Below are 23358 nucleotides of genomic sequence, written 5' to 3'. Positions count from 1 at the left end.
AGCCAAACTCCTTTGCAACCGAGCCGCAAACGTGGCCAAGTTCCTCTGGAACAAAGCGCGACCGAAATTAATTGTTACAGTAGACAAATTGCGGCATTATTAGTGCCCTGACCCAGGTGCCGACAAGCTTGATGCGCAGGGCTGGCTGGGACTTAACGTATCCAGAGGCAGTAAAGGCTTTGCCGCCTTCCTGGATTTCGCCGTCAAGTTCGAGCTGAAAGTTGTCAAGCGGCCCAAAGATGGGTTCGCCTGGATTGTAGCGGACAACCTCAATGCTGGTCTTCAATTCGCTGCCTGCCGAGGAGATGCTGCCTTGATAGGTGTAGGCTGGATCCCCGCCGTTTACCGCGCCGCCTGAGATGACAACGATGCCCGTGCCTTTTTTTCCATCTGGCGAGGAGAACGTTACCTGGTAGATGCCGTTAAGATTAAGAGCTGGAAAGAAAACTTCTTCATAGGGGCCTATTTTTACATTTTCATAGGGAACTTCTACATTAGTAACTGCCTTCTGCTCTCCCAAGACAGAGCACAGGCCGAATATGCTGATCGCGCAAGCAAGAAGGGCAAGCGATGACATAAGACGAGACATGGCGGTTTCCTTTTTTCACCCCAATTGATAATATCGCTGGCCAGCGCAAGCCCGGCAAATGAGCTTGTCCTCATGTACTACCTCGCGGCAATCCTGGACATAATCGCCGCACTGCGTGCATTGGACTCGCCGTAGCGGTCGGCCCGGCATGTCATACTCTGGAATGCGGACTGTTACCTCTTGCACCGTGAACAGCTCTTCCTCTGGCATGATCCGATAGGCTTCCAGCTGCCGCTGGTATTTGTCGGCCAACTCAGGGCAGTAGCGCGAGGACAGCTCGCGGGCTTCTTCTCGGGCTGTAACCCGCACGGCTTTGTTGGTCTGCAAATGGACAAAGGTGGCAGCCATGATACCGAAGTCGAGCCAGCGTAAAGAGCGTTTGCCAAGGCTGCAACCAGTCACGGACTGAATGGCATCTGTGGCGCAACGGTCTATTTCGACGATGACATAGAGTTTTTTTCGGTCTGCACCTTTGGGATCGTCAATGTCAATCAGTCGCAGGCCGAGCAAAGCCATGCGTACCCCGATCACTTGCCCAGCACAGAGATGGCCATGAATTCGAGCGGAAACGTCGAGCAGTTCGGCAAAAGACTCCATCAGCTGCTCCGCTCAACCCTTAACCGCGACTGGCAAGGGATGCGAGATGGAGTTGAACAGTTCCATACAGAAGCGGCAGGTCTCGCAACGATTGTTGCAAACAGAAAGCATGTTGGCAAAATCAAAGGAGAGCGCGTTGTTGTCAATGTGTAATTCCGAGGCAAGCCAGTGGGAAGAGTCGAGCAACTCGAGGAGATTGCCTTTCCAGCTGTGATTGATGTAGGCAGTAATGACTTGCTGGAGGCTGGCACTGTCCAAATTGCGGCCACTGATCTTGATGATATCAATGTCGTAGAGATAAGAATCCGCGTCTTCAGGCCGAATAAAGGGCGATTGGAGAATGCGGAACGGCTGCTTTTTCAGAAGCTGCATACAGCCCAGTTCTTGGTTGATTTCCTTGCTGCTGCTGCTCTCGGTACAGTTGTCATAGGCGATGTAGGCATCGTGGGCCGAGCGGTAAGGGCAGTAAGGTAGGCAGCCCTCGTTGCCCACCAATTCCAGTTTAAGATCAGGCAACCCTTCGTGGCACCAGCGGGAGATCTCGGCCAGTTTCCCCAGATTGCGGTTTAGAGAACGATCCAGGACAATCCGGGTGGGTTGGCGGAAATGGGTCTCGCCGATGTAGGCCAGATGCGCATCAATCTTGCCTTGGGAGTCAAGCAGGGTGTTAATGCCTGGCACTGCCTCCAGGACAGCGGCAAGCTCAGGAGCAGCGTTGGACAGCGACTGGAGCAGGTAGTGGTCGCAATAGACGATCCCACTAATCACCTTCCGCTCGGCGCAGATTTCCAGGGCACTGATTAGAGAGCTGAGTTGTTGCTTGTCAGTCAGCAACTCAGGGCCATAAAAGCGGCTGTTGAGCAGGGCATAGCGTTTGGGAATGGCTACCTGATCGAGTAAGCCGACCAGAGCTTCGACGCTCTCCACTGACTGAGAGTGGGCACGGCTGTCCATGCGCCAAGCTCCTGGCAAACTGAAATGGACACTGTCGATGTGGCCGCTGCTGCTGTTGAGAAACTCCACATACTCTTCTTCGGGCAGAAAAGGCGCGTCAAGGAAAGGTGTCATAATCCGATCAGGTTGTTGGTTGTCGGGGCTGCTGAACAAAAGTTTTGCGGAACAGGTCATTGATCTGCAAGTTATCCGGCTCAGGTTCGAGTATAAGTGCAACCATACAGCCTGGATTGGCCCGCGAGACCTCGGTTCCGTCGGCTGCGGTCATGGCTAACACCGTGCAAACCGTTGGTTCTAGCCTGCGACCCAGATGCTCAATCCGGTCGCCGATCTCAAGCACATTACGGGTCTCTACCAGCAGCGGGCTATTGCTGCGCACGATGCCTACAGGGGCACTGACTTGATTCTCCCTCATCTTATCATAAAGCATAGCCTCAGATGAAGGGGCAGTGACAAAAAAGTTTTCCGTCTGACCTCTGGTGCCGACCTTGTTGATTTCCTCTTGAAAGAGAGGAGGCAGAATGATCTGGTCCCAAGGCAAACCCTTTTCCCGCTGCTCCTTAATATAATCCAAAGCAGCCCGGTAAATTCTGACCGCAGCACCTACATAGCCTGCTGATTTCATCCGGCCCTCGATTTTGACCGAATTCACCCCAGCAGCAGCCAGCTCTGGTAGGCGGAAGAGCAGGCAAAGGTCGCGGGAGTTGAAGATGTACGTGCCGCGTTCGTCCTCTTCTACCGGAAAATACTGGCCAGGCCGCTTCTCCTCTACCAGACGGTAGGAATAGCGGCAAGGATGGGCGCAGTCACCCTGATTAGCACTGCGCCCAGTCATATAACTCGAGAGCAGACAGCGGCCTGAATAGGAGATACAGAGTGCGCCGTGGACAAAGACCTCTAGGGCGATGTCTGGCTTGGCGTGACGGATGGTACGGATTTCCTCTAATCCCAGCTCACGCGCCAGATTGATCCGCGCTACCCCTTGCTCTGCCCAAAAAAGGACGCTGGCCTTGTTGGTCACGTTGGCTTGGGTGGAAAGATGCAGAGGCATGTCCGGCACAGTCTCTCGACAGAGTAGGAGAATGCCGGGATCCGCGACAATCACGGCATCTGCGCCTGCTTCGCGGAGAAAAAGCAGGTAGTCTTCTAATCCGTTTAAATCCCGGTTGTGGGCAAAGATATTGACCGTGACATACACCTTCACCCCCTTCTGATGGGCATAATTTACAGCCTCGCGCAGGCCGGGACGGTCGAAGTTTCCTGCTTGCGCCCGCAGACTCCAGCTCGGGCCACCGAGATAAACGGCATTTGCGCCGTAATGAATGGCGGCAGTGAGCTTCTCTCGGTTGCCCGCTGGAGCCAGTAGCTCCGGGACCTTCTGTTCTGTCTTCATGGAATTTCTCCTGCTGCGTGGCGGAAAAGCGGCAAAACAGCAGCTCTGTCTTGACCAGTTTTGATTTTGCGGCTATCGTGAAGTGCGTTCCTGCAAAGTATAATTGCAGGGTATTCCCTGTCAACAGCGGCTGATCTGCACGAACTGCTTTTCCATTTGCCATTCTAATAAGCTGACATGAACCACGAGCAGCAGGAGAGCGTTGTCCGCATCGACAAGTGGCTGTGGGCGGCCCGCTTTTTTAAAACCCGCGCCTTGGCCTCGGCGGCGGTGAGCGGCGGCCATGTCCAGGTCGGCGGCAGCCGGGTCAAGCCCTCGCGCAACGTGCAGGTCGGCAACCGGCTCCAGATCAAGCGTGGCGAAGAAGTGTTTGAAATCGACGTGCTGGCCCTGAGCGAACGGCGCGGCCCGGCCAAGGAAGCCGCGCTTCTGTACGCCGAGACTGAGGAGTCGAAAACCAAGCGCGACGCAGCCCGCGAGCTGCGCAAGCAGATTGGCGGCCCGATGGCTCGGCCAGAAGGACGGCCTGACAAGCGCGACCGCAAAAAGATACGCCAGTTCATTCTGAAAGAGTAGGAGTTAGTACTCGAACCAATCTCGAGGCAGTACTCGAACCTGTTTCGAGTTAGTACTCCAGCTTGCCTCGAGTACTAACTCCAGTTTGTCTCCAGTACTAATTCGAGATTGCCTCGAGATTTTCCCGAACGCGCGTTTGAAACAATAAGCTGGCATTGAACAACACCACATGAGGAGCATACGTCATGAATAAAGCAGCACGCGCCCTGATCAGCCTGACCGACAAATCCGGCATCGAGAGCTTTGCCAAAGAGCTGGCCGGGCTGGGCATTGAGATACTCTCCACCGGCGGCACAGCCAAGAAGCTACGCGACAGCGGTCTGTCGGTCAAGGATGTATCTGAATTCACTGGATTCCCGGAGATGCTGGATGGCCGGGTGAAGACCCTGCACCCGCTGGTGCATGGCGGCATCCTCAACCAGCGTGGCAACGCCGAACATCAGCGGCAGTGCGCCGCGCATGGCATCAGGCCGATTGACATCATCGCGGTCAACCTCTACGCCTTTGAGAAGACCGTGGCCGATCCCAGCTGCCCGCTGGACGAGGCGATTGAGAACATCGACATCGGCGGGCCGACCATGCTGCGGGCGGCGGCCAAGAACTTCCACGATGTGACGGTGATTGTTGACCCGGCAGACTACCCGCAGGTGCTGGCCGAGCTGCGGGCGAACGGCTGCACCACGCTCAAAACCCGCTTCCGCCTGGCAGTGAAGGTCTTCCAGCTCACCTCGGCCTACGACACCGCCATCGCCGCTTGGCTGACCAAGGTGGACGCGGACAGCAACCCCTATTTCGAGGGCAGATAAATGCAGAAAATAGCCGTGCTGCTCTCCGGCTCCGGCAGGACGCTGGACAACTTCCACGCGCGGATTCAGGCGGGCACGCTGCGTGCGGAGATTCAGGTTGTCATCTCCAACGCGGCCAACGCCTTGGGCTTGGAGAAGGCGCGCCGCTACGGCTATCCGGCCTTTCACGCGGTCGGCAGCGCGGCCACCAACGAGCTGCTCTCCCGCTATGCGATTGATCTAGTCGTCTTGGCTGGCTATCTCAAGCTCTATCAGCCGCCGGAGCAGCTCAAGCGGCGGGTGCTAAACATCCATCCTTCACTGATCCCGGCCTTCTGCGGGCCGGGCTTTTACGGCCATCACGTCCATGAGGCGGTCTTGGCGCGGGGCTGCACGATCAGCGGCTGCACGGTCCATTTTGCCAACGAAGCCTATGACGAGGGGCCGATTGTCATGCAGAGCTGCGTGGACATTGTCGGCTGCCGCACAGCGGACGAGATCGCCGACCGGGTCTTTGAGCTGGAATGCGACGTGTACCCGGCGGCAATCAACTTGGTGGACGAGCGCGGCGCGGAGCAGTTCTGGCGCAAAGGGCAGGGCGGTTTCCGCATATCCTGATCACAGTGGCCAAGCATGATGACGCACGACTGTCCTGATTTGCAGAAGATGTGCCAGCGGGTGCGGGATAAATCCGCCAGCTACGAGCAGTACAATTTCACCTGCTATTTCGACGATTTTCTAAAGGCTTTCTTCGACTTGGCCCAAGAGTATGATTCGTTGAATGACTTCTACCGGATCTGCGTGGCTGTGCCACTAGAGCTGCTCGGTCTATCGAGTGCGCTCTATCTCTACGACGAGAAGGCGCAGGAGCTGTATCTGATCTGTGATTGCGAGCAGGGTGTGTATCAGAAGAAGGAGGCTGCGCCAGAGGGCATAGTCCTCTGTGGTGAGCCGTACAGGAGCGGAGACAGCTACGTGATGCCGATTTGCAGCAAGGCCCAGCCAGAGCCAAACACGCCGCCTGATGACGACGACGAGCAACATCCTACCCAATGCCCGATTCCAGGCCATTTGCACGGCAAAAATCGGGTACTGGGTATGTACAGTATCTCTCCATATGAAAAACTATCCAAACAGGATCGTTTTTTCTTTACTAAATACACTAATAGAATTGGCTATAGCCTGCATAACCGATTCACTTCGCTGCAAAACATTAAACATATTGAGTTTATCAATACATTGGTTCAGGACATTGAACACAATATTATTGTGCCGAACATGTATTTTCGTCACCTCTTCAACAAGCTACGGAAAAATATCTTAGAGCTGGAAGGGCTGCGCACAGAGATAAAGAATGCGGTGGAATCGGGCAGGATCGAGAATGCAGTGGCTTGCGCAACCCGCTGTGAGGCCATCCAGCACAATCTGCTTTTTCATCACGGCGAATTAGTCAAACATCACCAAAATATCAGTCTATTCTTAGAAAGTCTGTTCCGGCGCGAGCATTTTGAACGCGGCTATTTGGTTATTCATCCCAAACGCTGCTTTGTTGAGAAAGAGATCATCCTGCCGCAGATAGAGCATTATGCGAGTCGTTTCCGCTCGGCAGAAATCACAGTCGAGCGGCCTGGCAACATGCTCGACGAGGAGTTTCAGCTCTTTGTCGATATTGGTCTGCTCTCCCAAGTATATGCCAATCTCTTCTCTAATGCGGCTAAGTACACCCGCGAGATCATTACCCGCGAGGGCAAACCTCGTAAAGCGGTCGCCTATGGCCGTGAAGCCGTTGATAATTTCCCTGAATGCGGCGAGAAAGGGATTAAGTTTAACGTCTTCAGCACTGGTCCGCACCTGGACAAGGAGGAAGCGCGCCACATCTTCCAAGAAGGGGTTCGCGGCAAAGACGCACAGGGCATCCATGGCACCGGACACGGCCTGTCCTTTGTTCAGCATGTGGTCGAGCTGCATGGAGGCATCGTCGGCTACGAAGCTACCGCTGAAGGTAACAACTTTTACTTCATCCTACCTGTGGTTTCCGCCGCCGAATAAATCGGCAAGCGAGAAAAATTGCATAAACCGCCGCTGATAGTTCATACTGACTGGTCGCGCTCCTGGGGAGGGCAAGAAATACGCACCCTAACCGAGCTGCGCGAGATGCGAAAGCTCGGTTTTAGGGTTGCTTTGATTGTGCGGGCAGGTTCAGAGCTAGCCCAACGCTGCAAACAGGAAGATATTCCGGTTTATTTCATCGATTTCTCTTCTAAATTCAACTTGCCAGCCTGGTTAAAGCTGCTGCGGTTGCTTTGGCAGCTCAAGCCAGCCGTGGTTAATACCCATTCCTCCGAGGATTCTTGGATGGCAGGCTGTGCTGCCCGTCTCTGCGGGGTACCGCTGATCGCCCGCACCCGGCATGTGCTCGCGCCAATCTCTTCGTCTCTCAGCTACAACATCTTTCCGCACGTCATCTTCGCTTGTAGCGAGGCCATTGCCAAACAACTCGTCGAATTAGGCGTGCGACCGGATAAAATTGTCTTTCAATCGACTGGGATTGACGAGGAACGGTTTCAGTTTTCCGTCCAAGACCGGGAGGATATCCGTAAGCAGTACAATATCGGCGATGATGAGATTCTGGTTGGCAATGTAGCCTTTCTTCGCCATTATAAAGGCCATGAATTCATTGCTCGGACCGCAGCAGCCCTACCGAACAACCGGTTCAAATTTATGATCGTCGGTGGCGGCAATGGCCGTACCCTATTGGAAGAAGCCATCAGCAAAGCAGGCGTGCAGGAACAGTTCATTCTTACAGGCCACCGGGAAGACCCAGAGCGGTTTTTCTCAGCGATGGATCTGATTTTCTTCTCTTCTTACGAGACCGAAGGTATTTCGCAATCCTTCATTCAGGGCTTATTCTACGGTCTGCCGCTGTTAACCTGCCGTACACCGTCCATTTTGGAGCCGCTGGAGTTTGTCCGCACGTATCGACTGGTCGATTATGGAGATGTAGCGGCGGCCAAGGCGGGACTATTGGAGCTTTCTGCGCAGATTACGCGCGATGAAGAGCAGATTCAGCAGCAGCGACAGGCTATAGCCGCAAAATACGGGCTAAAAAGGATGATGGCGAACATCATTAGGATTTACAGCGAGCATGGGGTGCAGATCCAGTAGGAATAACCCTGCTCCCTATACGCTGCTGCCTGGCAATGCCACCATTTTCGTCCCTCATCATCACCCCTTTCATTCCCCCATGGAACTCCTCGCCCCTGCGGGCAGCTTTCCCGCCTTTGAAGCAGCCCTCGAAGCCAAAGCCGATGCCATTTACGTTGGCGCGCCTGGCTTCAACGCCCGCGCTCTGAGCCGCGACTTCACTTTTGCGGAGATCGGCTCCATGATTGAGCAGGCGCACCGATCTGGCGTGAAGGTCTATATCGCCATGAATAGCTTGGTCAAAGAGGCCGAGCTGCCCGCCGCCTTGGAAGCACTCTCCTGCTTCGAGTCGCTGCGGCCGGATGCCCTGATTATGCAGGACATCGGCTTGATTCATCTGGCTAAGACCCATTTTCCTAGCCTGCAACTGCACGCCTCCACGCTTCTGTCGGTGCATAACTCGGTTGCAGCGGCTGAATTGACCAAGATGGGCTGCTCTCGGGTGGTTTTAGCGCGAGAAATGACCATTGAGGAGATCGCCGCAGTGCATCGACAGACTAAAGCCGAGCTAGAAGTCTTCGTGCATGGGGCGATGTGCTTCAGCTATTCGGGTCTGTGCATGTTTTCCAGCCTACATGGGGGGAAATCTAGCCTGCGAGGGCAGTGTGTACAGCCTTGTCGTCGTCGCTATGCCTGGCAAGCGATCAGCAGACCGGATCAAGGCATCGGCAGAATACCTGCATCGCCTCATGCGGGCGGTTATCTCTTCTCTATGAACGATTTATGCGGTATCGACCTCCTTCCAGCCCTGCGCCAGGCCGGTGTTTGCTGTCTGAAGATCGAAGGTAGGCTGAAAAGTGGCCATTATGTGGGTAGCACGGTCGCTGCGTACCGTATGGCTATCGACTCCTTAGATCAGCCGGAGAATGTGCGCCAGGAAATTCTCCGTCGGGCGCATCATCTCCTCGATGACGCGATGGGCCGGACGCGCTCCAGCGGTTATCTGCTCACTGCCAAGCCAAGCGAGGCCGTCAGCCCAGATCAGTCGGGCAATAGCGGCCTGCTTTTAGGCCAAATTAAGGGTGTCAAACAGGAGCGGCAGAGCGACGGCAAGACCAGGCTCACTGTCCAGCTAACCCTCCTCGCCCAAGTTAGGGAGGGCGACCGCCTGCGCCTGCACGACGAACTCAACGGCGAGCGGATCAGCTTCACGTTGCGGACGTTGATCGTCAATAAGCATAAGCAGAAGGTCGCGCAGATAGGGCAGCGAGCACAAATTTCACTCTTCCTAGATCAGCCAGGCCGCTTTGACCGCAATTTTCAGGGCAGTTTATTCCGCGTAGATGTGGAGGCCCGCATTGCTGCGGAGAAAAGTGGACGCGAGCGAAGCAAAGAACTGGCTGGCAAACGGATTCATCCGAACCGGAAAAAGGTGGAGCAGATTCTCCAGCAGCTCGCTTGGCGGGCAGAAGCAGTTGCGCCGGTGCAGGCACGCAGAAAACCGGTTGGGAAAGCTGGGAAACCGCAGCGCGACAGTGTCCACGAGCTGCCTTGGTGGGTGCTGCTGGCTAGCCCATCCGAGCTGCGAGAGCGGCTGCCGGTGCCAGCGCAACGCATCATCCTACCGCTGAATCGGGAAAACCTGCGGCAGCTCGAGCAGCAGGCCAAAGAGCTGCGCCGCTTCCAGCAGCAGATTATCTGGCGGCTGCCGCCGATCCTGCATGAGGCAGAACTAGTCTGGGCTAAGGAGCAGGTGCAGCGGCTCTGCGCGGCTGGCTGGCTCCGCTACGCGCTGGGCCATTGCAGCCAGCATGGACTGTTCACGCCACAGGTAAAAGGGCTGGAATTATACGGTCATTATACTCTCAATCTACTCAACTCCGCTGCCCTGAGCGCAGCCGGGCTGCTGCCAGGCCTGTGCGGCGGTCTTTTTGCCTTGGAAACCGAGGCCGCGAACCTTGCGACGGCTGTCCATCATTTCCGCCAGCGCAGCAGCAAGGGCATGAGGCTCGTGCTGGGCCTCTACGTCTATGGCCGCCCGCCGCTCTTCACCTCGCGCCTGGAGAGCAAACACTATCGTTGGCAGCAGCTTTTCGTTAGCCCCAAGGATGAACGGTTCAGCCTGGAGCAGCAGGACGGCCTGACTGTGGCAAAAGCGGTCGAGCCATTCTCGCTGCTCAACCGGCGACAGGATTTGGCGGCAATAGGACTGGATTTTCTCCTCCTTGATCTCAGCGCAGGGGTCAGGAAAGAGGCTGCACTGGTTAGCGCATTGCTCGGACAGAGCAGCGGACGGCGGCCAGGCAAGCCGCTCAAGGTACTGTCGGGCAATTTCAGTGGTGTGCTGGTCTGAGCGGAGCTGCAAGAAAGCTCTTGACATCTTACATGGTTTGGTGGTCAGATAAGGGCGACTGGATGCGGGGATTCTCTTTCAAGACGAGACGGTAAATACAGACTTAGTGTACAATCATTGGCTATCCAGAACCATCATGGCGAATTATCCATCAGTTAGACAGTTAGTTATTGATGCTTATGCAAATGAAGGCGAGGTTCCTTCGTATGAAAAGCTGACTAAGCTGGTACTTGAAAACTTTCCGAGCAGTAAATGGCAGAGAAGTCACTATGATTGGTACAAATCACAGATTCTACGAGGCAAGATAGAAGTGCCGGGAATGTTCCATGAGCTTGATTTAGAGGATGAAGCCTACGAATCGATCATTGAACATGCGATAGAAGCAAGTTTATCCGTTGAGAAAGACTTGCACAGTTATCTTGCTACCCATGTACGGCAGATTGAAGAGGGATTATCCGTAGTTGAAGACGGTATTGAGTACAGCACCAAGGCAGGAAGGATAGATATACTGGCTAAAGACACTGCTGGTAGGTTAGTGGTGATTGAGTTAAAGGCTGGAAAGGCAAGTGATGCCACGCTAGGCCAATTACTTGGCTATGTTGGTTGTGTAAGTGAGGTTGAAGCGCAAAAAAATGTGCGCGGTATTCTTGTTGCCGCAGATTTTGACAAGCGCGTCATCTATGCAGCCCGCTGCTTATCGAATATTTCGCTTGTAAAATACCAAGTTACTTTCAAATTCAACGAAGTACAATAGCTTCAGTAGCTTAATCTGATTACCGCAGAGAATTAACGGCTCTCACGAGACAAAGAGTCGGTCTTTGGATCACAGGAAGCGGTCTGAAGAGCCATTTTTCCGGTTAATAGACCGGAGTAACCTCATCGCAAGGAGATAGAATATGCCTGATAATCAACCGAACACCCCAAATCATGTACCGACTCTTGCGGATATGGAGATCGACCTGTCTGCCTTTCAGCTGATGGACATCAGTCTGGAGGAAAAGCGTAAACTGCCTAAGCCGCTAGCTGATTTCCCAGAGGTTGCTGCGCAAGTTCTTGCCCTATATCCGCAGTATCAGACCGAGCTTCGCCTAACAGAAGCAGAGTTTGCCCCAGCGTTAGTGACGGAACACCTTGGTCTAGCAGCTGAACTGCTCCCCTATGCAGCTTGGCTTGAAAGACGAGCCGAGCAAGTGCGTGAAACCAGGCTTGTGCATCTTGCCGAAGCCTATCGAGCGGTATTGAAACTCTATCATCGGGTGCAGGCAGCGGCTGAATTCGATCCGCAGGTCGGGCATGCCTTTGCCTTCTTAGCTGAACACTTCGGCGTAGGAAAAAAGAAGAAGGAGAAAGAGGAATAAGCATACGCTGGCCACTCTTTTCCGCCTATGACACATCTTAATCACCGTCTGCACGAGCATCTTCAGTCCCTTGATGCGCAGGGATTGTTGCGCTCTATCGTACAAACGAAGCCGCTTGCCAAAGGACGGATTGAGGTTGATGGTAAACAGTATCTCAACCTCTCTGGCAATGATTACCTAGGCCTTGGCAGTGATGCAACCCTGCTTCGCAAGTTCTATGCTAGCCTTGTAAGCGATGGCGATTGCAGCTTATATGCTCTAGGAATCGGCGCATCCCGTCTCATGACCGGTAGTAGTGCAGCATATCAGCAGTTGGAGGACTCGCTGGCTAGGCTCTATGGCAAAGAAAGGGCGTTGGTCTTCAACTCTGGCTGGCAGCTCAACACCGGCGTGCTCTCGGCCCTCATCCGCAAGGGCGACTTGGTGTTAGCTGATCGGCTCTGCCATGCCAGCCTGATTGACGGGCTACGACTGACAGGAGCGAAGGTTATCCGTTATCCGCATCTTGACTACGAGAAGCTGAAAAATCTCCTGCGGCAACATTGCGGCCCGTCTAGCGTGGTCTTCATCGTCACTGAATCTATCTTTTCGATGGATGGCGACTGCGCTGATCTGCCCGCATTAGCGGCTCTACGGCACAAATATGGGGCGGTACTGTATGTGGATGAGGCTCATGCGGTGGGTGTGCGCGGTGAGCGTGGCTTAGGACTGGCGGAAGAGCAGGGTGTGCTCGATCAGATTGATCTGCTCATCGGTACTTTTGGTAAAGCTTGGGCAGGACAGGGTGCCTTTATCGTTGGTAGTCGTCTTTTATGCATTTTTTTGGTCAATACAGCCCGTTCGTTGATCTTCACTACCGCTTTACCGCCGGTTTGCATCCATTGGCTCAATTTCGTCCTACCAAAAATCGTGGCGATGACCGAGGAACGCCTACGTCTGACCGAATTAGCCGATCAGTTACGCACCAATTTACATCAGCTAGGCCTTGTCACTGGTGGCTCAAGTCAAATTATACCAGTTATAATCGGCGATTCGGCGCAAGCAGTGGCTATCGCAGAGCAGCTGCACGGTCAAGGCTGGTGGGTAAACGCAGTCAGGCCACCGACTGTCCCTCCGAATACAGCTCGGCTCCGTCTATCCCTCAGTGCGACCATGAATGCGGCGCAGTTAGATGGTTTACCTGAACAAATTGCCTCTATAATCAAGTCATGAAGAGCTGCTGGCTCCAGCGTAAGGGCAGCAAGGACTGTCTGCTGTTCATGAGCGGCTGGGGGATGGGGCCAGAGCCGTTCGCAGAGGTTGATTTTGGCTTCGCAGATGTGCTGATGGTATTTGATTACCGCAGCATGGAGAGCAGCGAGCTGTTCAAACTCCTGCCTGAGAGCAATTTGCACCTGCTGGCATGGTCGATGGGAGTCTGGGTAGCGGCCTGGCTGTCGCAGCACGACCCGCGCTTCGCTGACCTGCGCTTCAACTCATCAACTGCGCTAGGCGGTACCCTTTGCCCAATTGACGATTGCTACGGGATTCCGGTTAAAGGCTTCGAGGAGATGTTGGGGGGATTTTCTCAGGCGGTATTGGAAAATTTTTACCGCTCGATGTTCGACTGCGAGGAGGAAAAGGAACGTTTTCTGCGCTGCAAGCCTGATCGGCCTGGGGATGAGCTACAAGATGAGCTTGAGAATCTCTATAAGATGTGCCTCAGTCGGCTAATCCTTCTGCCAGACATCTACAGCTGTCGGCTCGTTACGACCCGCGACCGCATCTTTCCAGCCCGCAATCAGATTAGAGCCTGGGGCAAGAAGAATTGTGCCTCGCTGGTGCTGCCGCATTGTCCGTTTTATCAGCAGGATGTGCTGAATAGCTACTCTTTCCGGTCGGCTTAATGCTAGGTTACGGCTTCGGTGCGGGTGGTTGGCTCTCCGCTTGCTTTTCATCGACCGGTGGAACGGCTTCTGCCTTAACTTCTGGCTTTGCTGCTTCTGTTTTCACTGCTGAATCTGTCTTTACATCTGTTTTTGCTTCTGCGGAGCCTTTATTTTCAGTTGCTTTCTCTGTGCTGCCGATGGTAATGTCGCTTTTAATTCTCTCAAAAATCTTATCTCCTATGCCATAAACATTCTTGAGATCCTCAAGGTTCTTGAATGGGCCTTTTTCCTGCCGATATTTGATGATCGCTTCCGCTTTGACTGGCCCAATACCCACTAATCCGTCTAACTCTTCTTTGGAAGCGGTATTAATATCAACTGCTGCAAAAGACGCAGCCACAAGAAAGAGAATCAGACAAAACGCAAGATAGAGTTTCTTCATGTTTGCTTCCTCCTTGATGATTTTTAGGATACTGGTTGTTGATATTCACAAAAGACGATTGCCGCAATGGCCTCCCCTTGTCACGTAACATCAGCCGGGCGGCCAATTCAGGTCACGTCCACCGAGGATGTGCATGTGGAGATGGAATACAGTCTGCCCTGCCTGCGCTCCGTTGTTGAATACCACCCGGAAATGCTCAATGCCCTCTTTTTTTGCCGTCTCGCTACCGATGCGCAGCATTTTGCCGATCAGTCGCTCGTCTTCAACAGCCACAGCAGCAGGCCCGCTGATATGCTTTTTGGGAATCACGAGGAGATGCACGGGTGCGGCAGGCTGAATGTCACGGAAGGCCAACAGTTCCTCATCCTCAAAGAGCTTAGTAGCCGGAATCTCGCCCCGGATGATCTTACAGAAAATGCAATTGTCAGACATAAGGGTTCTCCCAAAAAGGTTATAGAGGGGTATTAGGGTTGTTTTCCGGCCACCGGCTTCAGTCGCAACGTTACTGCGCCGTCTGCGGCTCGGATATCCAGCGGCTCCATGCGCAGGCGCACCGTGTTGGAGCCGATCTCGCCAGTGAGGGGCATGAAATTGTGCAGAGGCACTTCGTACTGCTTGCTCAAGCTGTTGAGCAAGGCCAAGAGAGCCTCGTCGGAATCGCTGCCACTGCGGGTTGATCGCTGGAAATGTGGGGTAAGCAGCAGCATCTGACGGGCTGGATCAAAGCGCAAATCAACATCACAGACCACCGGCAGCACCAAACTGCCCAGCTTGACCTGAATATTCTGATTGCCAACGCTGGCATTCATGGTCATGTTGCGTCCTGAAAGCTGGCCGATGATTCTGATCCGTCCGCCATCCACAGTTAAGCTGCTGATCGAGTCAAGAGTGATTTCACCTCGGAATTGCTCGCTGGCATTGTGCTCTATCGGCAAGGGCAAGATGCTGCTCAAGGTTTGCTGTAAGGCTGGAGCAGGTAGAATGACCATTACCGGCGGAATTTTTGGCCTGTCACTCGACTTAGACTGAGCTGGCGGCGCAACCACGATCTTTTTTGCGGTTTTGGCAGGAGGCTGCGGGGAGGCTTGGGTAAAGGCGGGCAAGCAGCAAATAAGGCAAGCCAAGGCGACAGAGCGAAGGAAGCAAATCATAGTAGCTGTAGTTGTAATTGCGGAGACAGCCCTGTGTGGATCAGTAGGGTCTGCTTATAGTAATACGTTTTGCGCAGAGTGCAACTGAGCAAATGCGCAGACGCAAAAAAAGTGCTGGTAAAAAATATAGGCTGCGTTATCGTGGCGCGATGCTCAAACCAAGAAGATGCCGTAATCCTACAACAGGCCCAAAAAGACGGCACCTTGCTCACGGATACAGATGAAGCCGTTGTCCTGAGACAAGTTGCCAACCTTGTAGCTACCGTCTTGCCTCTTGACAGGCAAGACGATCTCCTGCAAGCCATTGCCAAAAAATGCTATCAGGAAGAAGGGGTTCAGGGGTACTTCGCGTCGCCGCTGACGCAACTTGTCTCGAATTATACTCGGTCGGAAAGCAGTTTGGCTTGGCCGCAAAGGAGTTTTGCCGACTTGGAGAGGAGTTTGGCCGATTAGGAAAGGAGTCTGGCTGAGTTACAAAGGAGTTCGGCTCAGTTGTAAAGGAGTTTAGCCGAGCCAAACTCCTTGGCAACCGAGTAAAAATGGTGTTTTTTACCGGAGCATCGCCTCATTTCCACTGCTATTTCCGTATCCATCTCAGTGTATTCCAGCCCACCTGGCTCAGGCAAGAGGTCTCTTGCGCCACCCAGCTTGCGCTGCCCCTTCTTTTGCTCTCAGGCGCATTCCCGCAACCATTGTTCCACCTGCGCTGGCAAAGGCAGGTGGCCCGCGCTCTTGATGGTGCCGTTGATCATCAAGGTTGGGGTCATGGTTACGCCTGCGCGCCCGATTTCATCCGGGTCATAGACCTGCTCTACGTCAGCAGCCAGGCCCAACCGATCAAGCAGCTCGATCAACAGGGTGTACAGGCGGTTGCAACTGACGCAGCCCGTGCCAAAAATGCGGATAACCAAACCGGTTTCTTGGCCCCGCGCCTCTCTGCCGCAGTGCTTCTGGTAGGCCTCCAGCAAAGCCTGCTGGTATTGCTCTGCGCAACCCGATGGGATGTAATTGTGTTCCTTAATCTGGGTAAAAAGGAACTTGGCAGCCTCTTGTTCTGCCAACTGCTGGCGAGCAGCGGCATTCAGGGCAATATCCAAGCCGATTAAACCGATACTGGCTTTGCCAATACGGATGAAACGGGAGGCAGCTGGAATAGGCGGCTGAAACGTGTTTTCTTGCATATTGCCCCTCTTCTTTGCTCAGTTCCCCCGGATCAAATCAAGCAACTCCTCAGCACTCAGGCGGACACTAGCAGCCACTACTCCCTCTGCACCGAAGAGGGCCAGGGGCCAAAATTTTTCCGCCTCTGCTTCTGCTTGATCAGCTTATACCGTTTTTTCCTTTTCTTTGGCCGGAGTTATTTTTTCATTGGGCTTAAAATCCAGTCTATCGTCGGAAAACAGATGAATATCGCGAACATTTTTCTGAACTGTTATGGCTGCAAACAGAGAGAGTGCAAAGGATATTCCGTAAAAGCCCTTCTCACTGAGTGTTAAGGTGGCATTCCAAAGACCAACTGTCAGCAATAAAATGGAGATGCCCAGTGATACCCAGCAAAGACCGTAATAGATGCTGGTCACCGGGACCCCTTCAAGTTCGTCTCGCACCGTTTTCTGGATGGATACGGCAGCAAAAAGACCGTACATGAATACGGTGAAATAAAACCCTTTTTCATTGAGCTGCATGGTCGCACTCCACAAGCCAATCAAATAGGCTCCAATTCCAAGGAACAACGCACCCCACGCAGCACCGACAAAAGCAGCTGTGGGTTTCTGTAGTGTGATTTTGCTTTCAGCCATGATCTGTTCTCCTTTTCAGAATAGTGTTGTTGACCTTGCCGATAGCAGAAAGCCATGCGGCAAACTGATTGGGTTTTCTTGGCAATCGGCATATTCTTCTCCGGTCTGGAGTAAGAAGACAGATCAGGGCTGCTCTCAGCAGCAGCCCTTGTTTGCTCAGTTCCCCCGGATCAAATCAAGCAGCTCCTCGGCGCTCAGGCGTGCGCCAGCATCGGTGCCTTCGAGCAGCGAATTGGCTAGATTGCGCTTCTCATGGTGTAGGCGGACGATTTTTTCCTCAATGGTGTTGGCCGTGACCAAGCGATAGACCGTCACAGGCCGTTTTTGGCCGATACGATGGGCGCGATCTGCGGCCTGATCCTCTACAGCTGGATTCCACCAGGGATCCATGTGGATTACATAGTCTGCTGCCGTCAAATTCAGGCCTAATCCGCCTGCCTTCAGGCTGATAAGGAAGAGATCACCCTCGCCGGCCTGGAAGGCATCAACCTGCCGAATGCGCTCTTTGGCTGGAGTGGTGCCATCAAGGTATTTATAGCTGATGCCCTTGCCGTCGAGGTACTCACGGATCAAGGCCAGGTGGCCGGTGAACTGGCTAAAGATCAAGGCCTTGTGCCGCGATTCCAGCAGCTCATCCACGACCTCGCCAAAGACCTCCAGCTTGCTCGAGGGAATCTTGCACTGCTCGTCGATCAGCTTGGGATTGCAGCAGGCACGACGTAGGCGCATGATCTCCGCGAGAATTTGCAGATGCCGCCCGGCTTTTGGATCGCTGCCCTCAATGTTTTCCAAAGCCTGTTGGCGGATGGCTTCGTAAAAGGCCATCTCGGATTTCTTCATCTCCACCCGCAGGGTAATTTCTGTGCGTGGTGGCAGCTCGTCCAAAACCTGCGATTTGATCCGGCGGAGCATAAAAGGCCGGATCAGCTTTTTCAGCTGCCGCCGAGCAGTCCGGTCGCCGTGCTTTTCAATCGGAATGCCAAAGCGGGTGTTGAATTGCTTGTAGGTACCGAGCAAACCGGGATTGATAAAGTTGAACAGGTTCCACAGCTCGCCGAGATGGTTCTCAATCGGCGTGCCTGTGGTGATTAGACGGAATTTGGCTGTCAGGCGCATCGAGGCTTTGGAGCGCTTGGTGGCTGCATTCTTGATCGACTGCGCTTCATCTAAGACTACGGTCTGCCAGGCCACGCTTTCCAGCAATTCCACTTCCTGTTGGAGTAGGGTATAGCTGGTGATCAGGATATCCCGCTTGGTCAAGTCCTGGATGACCTTCTTCCGCTCTTCTGGGCTGGTTAGGGTCCGAAGCGTGAGCGTGGGCGCAAAGCGGGCTACTTCCTGCTCCCAGTTCATACAGACAGAAGTAGGGGCAATAACTAAGGTCGGACCGTCTTCAGCCCGGTCAAGAATAACGGCCAGCGATTGAAGGGTCTTGCCTAAGCCCATGTCATCAGCCAGACAGCCACCCACACCCAGATGCGCGAGCCGGGACATCCAGACAAAGCCCTCAACCTGATAGTCGCGCAGCTCGGCCTGCAAGGTCGAAGGCACTTCTGGGACAAAATCCTGGACAAACTCAATCCGAGAGAGCTGCTTGCGCCAGCCTTCGTCGGCCTGAGTGCTGGCTTGTCGGGTCAGATCGTCTAAGGCCAAGGCTGCCAGCGGATGAATGCGGATTTCCTCTTCGCCGCCCTCGGTCTTGCCTCCAACCTCACTGAAGCGGATCAGTTCTTCCAAGCGGCTGCGAAATTCCTGGGTCAGGGCCAAGAACTGACCTTTGCCCAGTGGGATAAAGCGGCTGCGGGCCTCGCGTACTTTGTCCAGCAGGGTCTTGAGATCAATGATCTCATCCTGATCAACCTGGACATGGCCGGACAAAGCAAACCAATCCTGCTGGCCAGTGCGGATGTTGAGGTTGAGTTGGCTGATGCCAGCCTGTTTGCGCACTGCCAGTTTCTCGCCCTCTGGCCATTCCAGCACTGCCCGGTCGCGGATTTCCTCCAGCTCCAGCAGAGCTTGTAGGCATTCCTCAGGATCAAGCAGATGCCACTCGCGGTCATTCTCCTGCTCCAGATCAGTGGCAAGATCGAGGATTGGGCAACTCTCCTCAATCTCGCGGGCCTTTTCTTCCTCTAAGAGGAGATTGCGGCGAGTTTGCATCCGTCGTCCGCCCACTTCAGCCATCAGATTGGCCACCCCTGAACCGGGCTTGAGATACGGCCCTCGGCGGGAGAAAGGTTGGACAAACATTTCTAACCGGAATCCACTGCCGTAGGGAATAATGTGGATATGAATGGTCGGATCAGCCTCAACGATTTTAACATCCTTTTCTGCCGAACCTACGTCGATGGAAGAATGTACGGTCATGAAGGAAGCCATGTTACCTATGGCGTTAAGCACTTGGCTTCCTGCTGCTGCCGGATAAAGTTTGCCACCAGGCCCGATAATGCTGGCCACTCGCCGGTGTTCGTCGTTGATCTCCATTACCCGGAAGCGGGTCGGGGTTTCTTGCCAGACCGTAACCCGGCCTTCGCCGATCTCCTGGAGAAAATGGATGAAAAGGCCGCCGTCTTGGGACTCAACCATCAGCTCTGGTTCGCCAGCCACGATCTCTACTGGTACGTTGCCAGAGTTTTCCAGGATGACCAGCGGATGACCGACCAAAGCAGGCAGAGCCTCTTCCATGTCAAACTCGCAGCCGCCATTGCGGGAGTTGGGATCGCCCACCTGCCGGAGAGCAGCGCAGATTTTCACGTCCTGCGGGGTGAGATAATCAAAGTCATTCGGAGAATACAGCAGACGATTCAAGCCAATGCCCTTGCCTTTGCTCCACCTGCCGCCTGGCTTTTTCTTCTGCTCCTTGGCCGCCAGCGTCAACTTGCCGTCGGTAAATTCTACTGTCCAGGCAAGACGGCTGGTCTTTTCTGCCTGCCTCGCGCGACCGGTGACACTGATCAGCTCTTCCAGGCTTTGTTTCCAGGAGTCTTCGCCCGGCGCGGCAATCTGCACCACGCTCCGGCAACCGATCTCCTTGGCCAGCCGCTCGGCAATTTTGACCATGTCTTTACGGGTTGGATCAGCAGCAGCCAGCAGCTGGCTGGCCTCCATAGCCAGCCAGAGGAAGCCGTTGCTTTTTGCCCGGCGGTAAAGAGACTCCAAGGCCGTGCACAGCTTGTCTGGGAGCTGCACGCCAAGCCAATGCAGGGCCAACCCAGCCGTGAGAATGCTGAGGCTGCGCTCTTCTTTCTCGTAGCTCTCGGTGAGAATGCGCAGATCAGGCATTCCTCCTTCTGCAGCTGCGACATAGGTGTCCAAAAAGCGGAAGGGCAGCTCCTCTGAACCGTTCTGACAACGGCCTAATACCAAGGCAGCGGCCCGCCGGATCGCAGCCCGGTCTCCTGGGCCGCTGCGAGCAAGCAGGGCCATCATGCAAAACAGCCCACTGATATTAAAGAAAAAGCTACCTTCTGGCCCAGCATACTTATTGATCAAGGCTAAGTCCCGCTCAAAGAGCTTCAGGGCCTCATCAGTGTGGTCTCGGAGAAAGGCGGCACTGCCAGCAAAGCCTGAGCCTTGGAAGGAGTCGGCATGAGCGGCCAAAAGCTTCTCCAGTTTGCCGGTGCAGCCCCGCAGCAGATAGTGACCGACCAACAACCTGCGGAACGGCACCCGCTCATCCTCAGAGAGGAGCATTTTCGCCTCGTCCTCCAAGTAAGCAGTCACGTCCGGGTAATCTACAGCCTGTTCCGCCGCATAGCGAAAGATTTCATTGAGCAGATAGAACTGGAGAAAGCCGGGCAATACTCGGAACCAGTCTGCGTCAAAGGTTTCGGCAACGATCTGCACCGCAGGTGGTGGCCCTGGCTGCTGTTCCTGGCACTGCTCCTTGAGAAAGACCGCAGCCTCCTCCATTTTGTCGAGATCGCCGGTGTGCAGGCCAATGCGGAACTGGCGCAAAGCGCGGCGGCAGCGGGTTGACCATTTGCCATAGAGGTAGGAAACCGGGGCCTTGCGCTCGATAAGCTCGGCCAAAGCCGTGAACCGCCCTTCGACAGCAGCCTGCCGGGTGAGCTGCTCTGCGAGGAGCGGCTGGCACTGGTTGAACTCGTTGACTAGGCCGAGTTCTCGGAGGCGACTCACTGCTCCTTCTAGCTCGTCGCCAGTGACTTGCTGTAAGCCAGGCAAGTCGATTCCGGCCAAACAGATGGCAAGAAAGGCCGCTGAAACCGGCTCGTAAATGACGGAGATAAAAGTGAGCAGAAACTGCTCCAAGGGCGGCAGGGCATGGACAAGCCTCAGCTGGCTGTGGTTCTGATCGGGCTGGGACATTTTTCTTCTGTTATTCGGTTGAATCGACCAAAAAGCAGCAGGCGGGGCATTGCCGCCCCGCCTGCCAGACTACTGTGCTGACAACAAACAGGGTTACTTGAGCAGATCCTCATTGATCCGTATTTTCGCCTGGGATTGGAGGCTACCCAGCCAAGCCGAAAGCAGATTGTGCTGGGCTGAGGCCAGAAGCTGCTGGCGGGCCTGTTCTTCTATCTTGCCTGCGCCCGCCTTCCGTTCCTTGACCTCATAGACAAACCAGGCGTTTTCAGCCTGTACTGGCTTGGTCGGCAACTTCTCCTTCCAAGCCAACTTGAAGGCTTCTTCTAGAACTGGAGAGGGCGGTGCGTCCTTGCCGGTCGCTGAACGTTTGAGGAATTCGGTGGTGAGCACGGCTGCGCCGTTTGCAGACTGAAGGGCCTTTTTCTCCCGGCTGGCTGCGAGCAAATCAGCCGCCGCCTTGGCAGCCAACTCTGCGGCCTTTTCCTTTTTCCAGTCTGCTGTCACCTTGTCTTGCACCGCCTCCAGCTTGGGCAACTCTGGCTCCTTGAGATCATCGGCGAAAAGGACGGCGCAGCTGTCACCCAACTCGATGATGTTCGATAGTTCACCCTTTTTCAGGCTAAAAACTGCCTCGGCCAATTTGGGATCTTTCGGCAATTCTGCTGGCAGTTCCTTGCGGGAAAAATAGTCAGCGACTGCTACCTGCCCTTTGCCTTGCTGGCTGTACTTATCTAAGCTGCCTGCCCGCATGATCTCCTCGTAAGCAGCAGCGGCCCGCTTGAAGGTCAGGCTCTTAACCTGCTGTTGCTGAAGCTCAACAGCGATGCTGGCCTTGACCTGCTCAAAGCTGCGGACAGTTTCCGGCTTAACCTCTTCCAGCTTGATCAGATGATAGCCGAACTCGGTTTCCACTGGCCCGCTGATCTCGCCGACCTGCATGGCAAAAACCGCTGCGTCAAAAGCAGGCACCATTCGTCCGGCAGAGAAAAAGCCCAGATCGCCACCTTGCTCCTTGTTGGAGGCATCATCCGAGTATTGCTTGGCCAAGGCAGCGAAATCCGCGTTGTTCGCCTTGGCTTGCGCCAAAACCTCTTCTGCTAGCTTCTTTTTTTCCGCACGGCTAGCTGCAGGAGCATCCTTTTTTACTTGCAAGAGGATGTGGCGGGCATGACGCTCCTCTGGCTGGCGATACCTCTCCTTGTCCTGTTCGTATTTAGCCTTCAGGTCCGCATCCGCAATCTGCACCTGCTTCTCGTCGTCGCTTTGTTTGAAGAGCAAATATTTCAGCCGGATTTTTGGCTCAGAACGGTAGCGGTCTTTATTTTTTTCAAACCAAGCTGCCAGCTCTTTAGTATTCGTCTCATCCGTCTTAACCTGGGCCTCAAAGCTGGCAGGGTCGAGTTTAACATAGGCTAACTTGATCTCTTCGCCGTTATAGGCCAGCCAACGGGTTGCCTCGTTGTCCGAAACCGCAGCAAAGCTGCCAATCAGCTCTCGCACGCGCTCGGTACGCAGGTCAGACTTGAGGCCTTTCTCAAAAGAGACCGGAGTCATGCGGTTTTGGCTGAGAACATCCTTGTACTTCTGGAGATTGAACGTGCCGTTCTCCTGAAAAACATTCATCTCGGCCACGCGTTCCTGCACTGGCAGATCGCTGATCGTGATGCCGACCTGATCACCGCCTTGCCGGAGCAGCTCGGCCTGAATCAGCCGGTACAGCACCTGCTGTTTGATCCCAAGCTGCTCGGCAAAGCCAGGCGGCAGCTTGCCGCCAAACTGCTGCTGGAGGCCATCAATGGCTTGCTCATAGGCTCGCTGGAATTCTTGCGGAGATATTTCTTCGCCATTGATTGATGCCAGGCTCGTGCGATGACCACGCAGGCTGCTACTGCCGCCCCAGAAGACGAAAACCACCGCGATGATGATCACCACGGCCTGAATCAGAGTTGATTGAGCCTGTTTACGTAAAAAATCTAACATATTGCTTCACTCTCGAATAAGTTCTTAGTCAGAAAGGGGT

The 23358-nt window shown here is 54.3% G+C and carries 23 protein-coding genes; 11 read left to right on the top strand and 12 right to left on the bottom strand.

Annotated elements, in window-relative coordinates:
- Positions 1 to 67: 67 nt before the first annotated feature.
- Genes ACNKIB_RS04240 through ACNKIB_RS04225 form a run of 4 tightly spaced genes read right to left on the bottom strand, consistent with a single transcriptional unit; the run spans position 68 to position 3533 of the window.
- Positions 68 to 589: a GrlR family regulatory protein gene (locus ACNKIB_RS04240; RefSeq protein ID WP_417909304.1), complete on the bottom strand. Its 522-nt coding sequence runs from the start codon at positions 587 to 589 to the stop codon at positions 68 to 70.
- Between the two features lie 15 nt (positions 590 to 604).
- A complete protein-coding gene (locus ACNKIB_RS04235; protein ID WP_417909303.1) occupies positions 605 to 1186 on the bottom strand; it encodes an FmdE family protein in 582 nt (193 codons plus the stop codon).
- A gap of 12 nt (positions 1187 to 1198) precedes the next feature.
- Positions 1199 to 2254 (bottom strand): hypothetical protein, encoded by a 1056-nt coding sequence (locus ACNKIB_RS04230; RefSeq protein ID WP_417909302.1) that lies wholly within the window; start codon positions 2252 to 2254, stop codon positions 1199 to 1201.
- 7 nt (positions 2255 to 2261) lie between these two features.
- On the bottom strand, positions 2262 to 3533 hold the full coding sequence (locus ACNKIB_RS04225) for a U32 family peptidase (RefSeq protein ID WP_417909301.1): 1272 nt from the start codon (positions 3531 to 3533) through the stop codon (positions 2262 to 2264).
- A gap of 177 nt (positions 3534 to 3710) precedes the next feature.
- Between ACNKIB_RS04225 and ACNKIB_RS04220 the strand changes: the two genes are divergently transcribed.
- The 10 genes from ACNKIB_RS04220 to ACNKIB_RS04175 all read left to right on the top strand — a co-directional run bounded on the left by ACNKIB_RS04220 (position 3711) and on the right by ACNKIB_RS04175 (position 13635).
- Positions 3711 to 4109, top strand: a complete 399-nt coding sequence (locus tag ACNKIB_RS04220) for an RNA-binding S4 domain-containing protein (RefSeq protein WP_417909300.1) — start codon at positions 3711 to 3713, stop codon at positions 4107 to 4109.
- A 185-nt stretch (positions 4110 to 4294) separates the two neighbouring features.
- On the top strand, positions 4295 to 4915 hold the full coding sequence (locus tag ACNKIB_RS04215) for an IMP cyclohydrolase (RefSeq protein WP_417909299.1): 621 nt from the start codon (positions 4295 to 4297) through the stop codon (positions 4913 to 4915).
- A complete protein-coding gene (locus ACNKIB_RS04210; protein ID WP_417909298.1) occupies positions 4916 to 5512 on the top strand; it encodes a phosphoribosylglycinamide formyltransferase in 597 nt (198 codons plus the stop codon).
- 15 nt (positions 5513 to 5527) lie between these two features.
- The gene (locus ACNKIB_RS04205; RefSeq protein WP_417909297.1) at positions 5528 to 6943 is read left to right on the top strand and encodes a sensor histidine kinase; all 1416 of its coding nucleotides are present in this window, start codon (positions 5528 to 5530) and stop codon (positions 6941 to 6943) included.
- Between the two features lie 18 nt (positions 6944 to 6961).
- Positions 6962 to 8059, top strand: a complete 1098-nt coding sequence (locus ACNKIB_RS04200) for a glycosyltransferase (protein ID WP_417909296.1) — start codon at positions 6962 to 6964, stop codon at positions 8057 to 8059.
- The gene (locus ACNKIB_RS04195) at positions 8040 to 10391 is read left to right on the top strand and encodes a peptidase U32 family protein (protein WP_417909295.1); all 2352 of its coding nucleotides are present in this window, start codon (positions 8040 to 8042) and stop codon (positions 10389 to 10391) included. Before ACNKIB_RS04200 ends, ACNKIB_RS04195 begins: the two co-directional genes overlap by 20 nt.
- A gap of 136 nt (positions 10392 to 10527) precedes the next feature.
- The gene (locus tag ACNKIB_RS04190) at positions 10528 to 11145 is read left to right on the top strand and encodes an endonuclease NucS domain-containing protein (protein WP_417909294.1); all 618 of its coding nucleotides are present in this window, start codon (positions 10528 to 10530) and stop codon (positions 11143 to 11145) included.
- Positions 11146 to 11287: 142 nt separating this feature from the next.
- Positions 11288 to 11749, top strand: coding sequence for a hypothetical protein (locus ACNKIB_RS04185; protein WP_417909293.1), 462 nt, complete (start codon positions 11288 to 11290; stop codon positions 11747 to 11749).
- Between the two features lie 27 nt (positions 11750 to 11776).
- Positions 11777 to 12961, top strand: a complete 1185-nt coding sequence (locus ACNKIB_RS04180) for an aminotransferase class I/II-fold pyridoxal phosphate-dependent enzyme (protein WP_417909292.1) — start codon at positions 11777 to 11779, stop codon at positions 12959 to 12961.
- Positions 12958 to 13635, top strand: coding sequence for a pimeloyl-ACP methyl esterase BioG family protein (locus ACNKIB_RS04175; protein WP_417909291.1), 678 nt, complete (start codon positions 12958 to 12960; stop codon positions 13633 to 13635). Before ACNKIB_RS04180 ends, ACNKIB_RS04175 begins: the two co-directional genes overlap by 4 nt.
- Before the next feature lie 7 nt (positions 13636 to 13642).
- On the opposite strand, the gene ACNKIB_RS04170 is transcribed toward ACNKIB_RS04175, so the two are convergent.
- The 3 genes from ACNKIB_RS04170 to ACNKIB_RS04160 all read right to left on the bottom strand — a co-directional run bounded on the left by ACNKIB_RS04170 (position 13643) and on the right by ACNKIB_RS04160 (position 15210).
- Positions 13643 to 14059: a ComEA family DNA-binding protein gene (locus ACNKIB_RS04170; RefSeq protein WP_417909290.1), complete on the bottom strand. Its 417-nt coding sequence runs from the start codon at positions 14057 to 14059 to the stop codon at positions 13643 to 13645.
- A gap of 90 nt (positions 14060 to 14149) precedes the next feature.
- Positions 14150 to 14491: a histidine triad nucleotide-binding protein gene (locus ACNKIB_RS04165; RefSeq protein WP_417909289.1), complete on the bottom strand. Its 342-nt coding sequence runs from the start codon at positions 14489 to 14491 to the stop codon at positions 14150 to 14152.
- 32 nt (positions 14492 to 14523) lie between these two features.
- The gene (locus tag ACNKIB_RS04160; RefSeq protein ID WP_417909288.1) at positions 14524 to 15210 is read right to left on the bottom strand and encodes a hypothetical protein; all 687 of its coding nucleotides are present in this window, start codon (positions 15208 to 15210) and stop codon (positions 14524 to 14526) included.
- Between the two features lie 314 nt (positions 15211 to 15524).
- Between ACNKIB_RS04160 and ACNKIB_RS04155 the strand changes: the two genes are divergently transcribed.
- Positions 15525 to 15680 (top strand): hypothetical protein, encoded by a 156-nt coding sequence (locus ACNKIB_RS04155; protein ID WP_417909287.1) that lies wholly within the window; start codon positions 15525 to 15527, stop codon positions 15678 to 15680.
- An 18-nt stretch (positions 15681 to 15698) separates the two neighbouring features.
- On the opposite strand, the gene ACNKIB_RS04150 is transcribed toward ACNKIB_RS04155, so the two are convergent.
- From ACNKIB_RS04150 to ACNKIB_RS04130, 5 genes are all read right to left on the bottom strand, one after another.
- Positions 15699 to 15836, bottom strand: coding sequence for a hypothetical protein (locus tag ACNKIB_RS04150; RefSeq protein WP_417909286.1), 138 nt, complete (start codon positions 15834 to 15836; stop codon positions 15699 to 15701).
- Between the two features lie 45 nt (positions 15837 to 15881).
- Entirely contained in the window at positions 15882 to 16391 is a 510-nt protein-coding gene (locus ACNKIB_RS04145; RefSeq protein WP_417909285.1) for a thioredoxin family protein, read from the bottom strand.
- Positions 16392 to 16535: 144 nt separating this feature from the next.
- Positions 16536 to 17009 (bottom strand): inner membrane protein YiaA, encoded by a 474-nt coding sequence (yiaA, locus tag ACNKIB_RS04140; RefSeq protein ID WP_417909284.1) that lies wholly within the window; start codon positions 17007 to 17009, stop codon positions 16536 to 16538.
- A gap of 156 nt (positions 17010 to 17165) precedes the next feature.
- Positions 17166 to 21338: a DEAD/DEAH box helicase gene (locus ACNKIB_RS04135; protein ID WP_417909283.1), complete on the bottom strand. Its 4173-nt coding sequence runs from the start codon at positions 21336 to 21338 to the stop codon at positions 17166 to 17168.
- Between the two features lie 93 nt (positions 21339 to 21431).
- Entirely contained in the window at positions 21432 to 23318 is a 1887-nt protein-coding gene (locus ACNKIB_RS04130; protein WP_417909282.1) for a SurA N-terminal domain-containing protein, read from the bottom strand.
- Positions 23319 to 23358: the final 40 nt, after the last annotated feature.

It is taken from the genome of Candidatus Electronema sp. PJ (assembly GCF_048287395.1).
Classification (GTDB): Bacteria; Desulfobacterota; Desulfobulbia; order Desulfobulbales; family Desulfobulbaceae; genus Electronema.
Note: the sequence above shows the minus strand (reverse complement) of the source record. Positions and strands in the feature narration are given on the sequence as shown.

Excerpts from the sequence above, each read along its gene's own strand:
- ACNKIB_RS04185 (WP_417909293.1), top strand. The coding sequence starts at position 11,288 with ATGCCTGATAATCAACCGAACACCCCAAATCATGTACCGACTCTTGCG.
- ACNKIB_RS04155 (WP_417909287.1), top strand. The coding sequence starts at position 15,525 with ATGCTATCAGGAAGAAGGGGTTCAGGGGTACTTCGCGTCGCCGCTGAC.
- ACNKIB_RS04205 (WP_417909297.1), top strand. The coding sequence starts at position 5,528 with ATGATGACGCACGACTGTCCTGATTTGCAGAAGATGTGCCAGCGGGTG.
- ACNKIB_RS04165 (WP_417909289.1), bottom strand. The coding sequence starts at position 14,491 with ATGTCTGACAATTGCATTTTCTGTAAGATCATCCGGGGCGAGATTCCG.
- ACNKIB_RS04190 (WP_417909294.1), top strand. The coding sequence starts at position 10,528 with ATGGCGAATTATCCATCAGTTAGACAGTTAGTTATTGATGCTTATGCA.
- ACNKIB_RS04130 (WP_417909282.1), bottom strand. The coding sequence starts at position 23,318 with ATGTTAGATTTTTTACGTAAACAGGCTCAATCAACTCTGATTCAGGCC.
- ACNKIB_RS04235 (WP_417909303.1), bottom strand. The coding sequence starts at position 1,186 with ATGGAGTCTTTTGCCGAACTGCTCGACGTTTCCGCTCGAATTCATGGC.
- ACNKIB_RS04210 (WP_417909298.1), top strand. The coding sequence starts at position 4,916 with ATGCAGAAAATAGCCGTGCTGCTCTCCGGCTCCGGCAGGACGCTGGAC.
- ACNKIB_RS04220 (WP_417909300.1), top strand. The coding sequence starts at position 3,711 with ATGAACCACGAGCAGCAGGAGAGCGTTGTCCGCATCGACAAGTGGCTG.
- ACNKIB_RS04225 (WP_417909301.1), bottom strand. The coding sequence starts at position 3,533 with ATGAAGACAGAACAGAAGGTCCCGGAGCTACTGGCTCCAGCGGGCAAC.
- ACNKIB_RS04230 (WP_417909302.1), bottom strand. The coding sequence starts at position 2,254 with ATGACACCTTTCCTTGACGCGCCTTTTCTGCCCGAAGAAGAGTATGTG.
- ACNKIB_RS04175 (WP_417909291.1), top strand. The coding sequence starts at position 12,958 with ATGAAGAGCTGCTGGCTCCAGCGTAAGGGCAGCAAGGACTGTCTGCTG.
- ACNKIB_RS04195 (WP_417909295.1), top strand. The coding sequence starts at position 8,040 with ATGGGGTGCAGATCCAGTAGGAATAACCCTGCTCCCTATACGCTGCTG.
- ACNKIB_RS04135 (WP_417909283.1), bottom strand. The coding sequence starts at position 21,338 with ATGTCCCAGCCCGATCAGAACCACAGCCAGCTGAGGCTTGTCCATGCC.
- yiaA (WP_417909284.1), bottom strand. The coding sequence starts at position 17,009 with ATGGCTGAAAGCAAAATCACACTACAGAAACCCACAGCTGCTTTTGTC.
- ACNKIB_RS04215 (WP_417909299.1), top strand. The coding sequence starts at position 4,295 with ATGAATAAAGCAGCACGCGCCCTGATCAGCCTGACCGACAAATCCGGC.
- ACNKIB_RS04160 (WP_417909288.1), bottom strand. The coding sequence starts at position 15,210 with ATGATTTGCTTCCTTCGCTCTGTCGCCTTGGCTTGCCTTATTTGCTGC.
- ACNKIB_RS04240 (WP_417909304.1), bottom strand. The coding sequence starts at position 589 with ATGTCTCGTCTTATGTCATCGCTTGCCCTTCTTGCTTGCGCGATCAGC.
- ACNKIB_RS04180 (WP_417909292.1), top strand. The coding sequence starts at position 11,777 with ATGACACATCTTAATCACCGTCTGCACGAGCATCTTCAGTCCCTTGAT.
- ACNKIB_RS04170 (WP_417909290.1), bottom strand. The coding sequence starts at position 14,059 with ATGAAGAAACTCTATCTTGCGTTTTGTCTGATTCTCTTTCTTGTGGCT.
- ACNKIB_RS04145 (WP_417909285.1), bottom strand. The coding sequence starts at position 16,391 with ATGCAAGAAAACACGTTTCAGCCGCCTATTCCAGCTGCCTCCCGTTTC.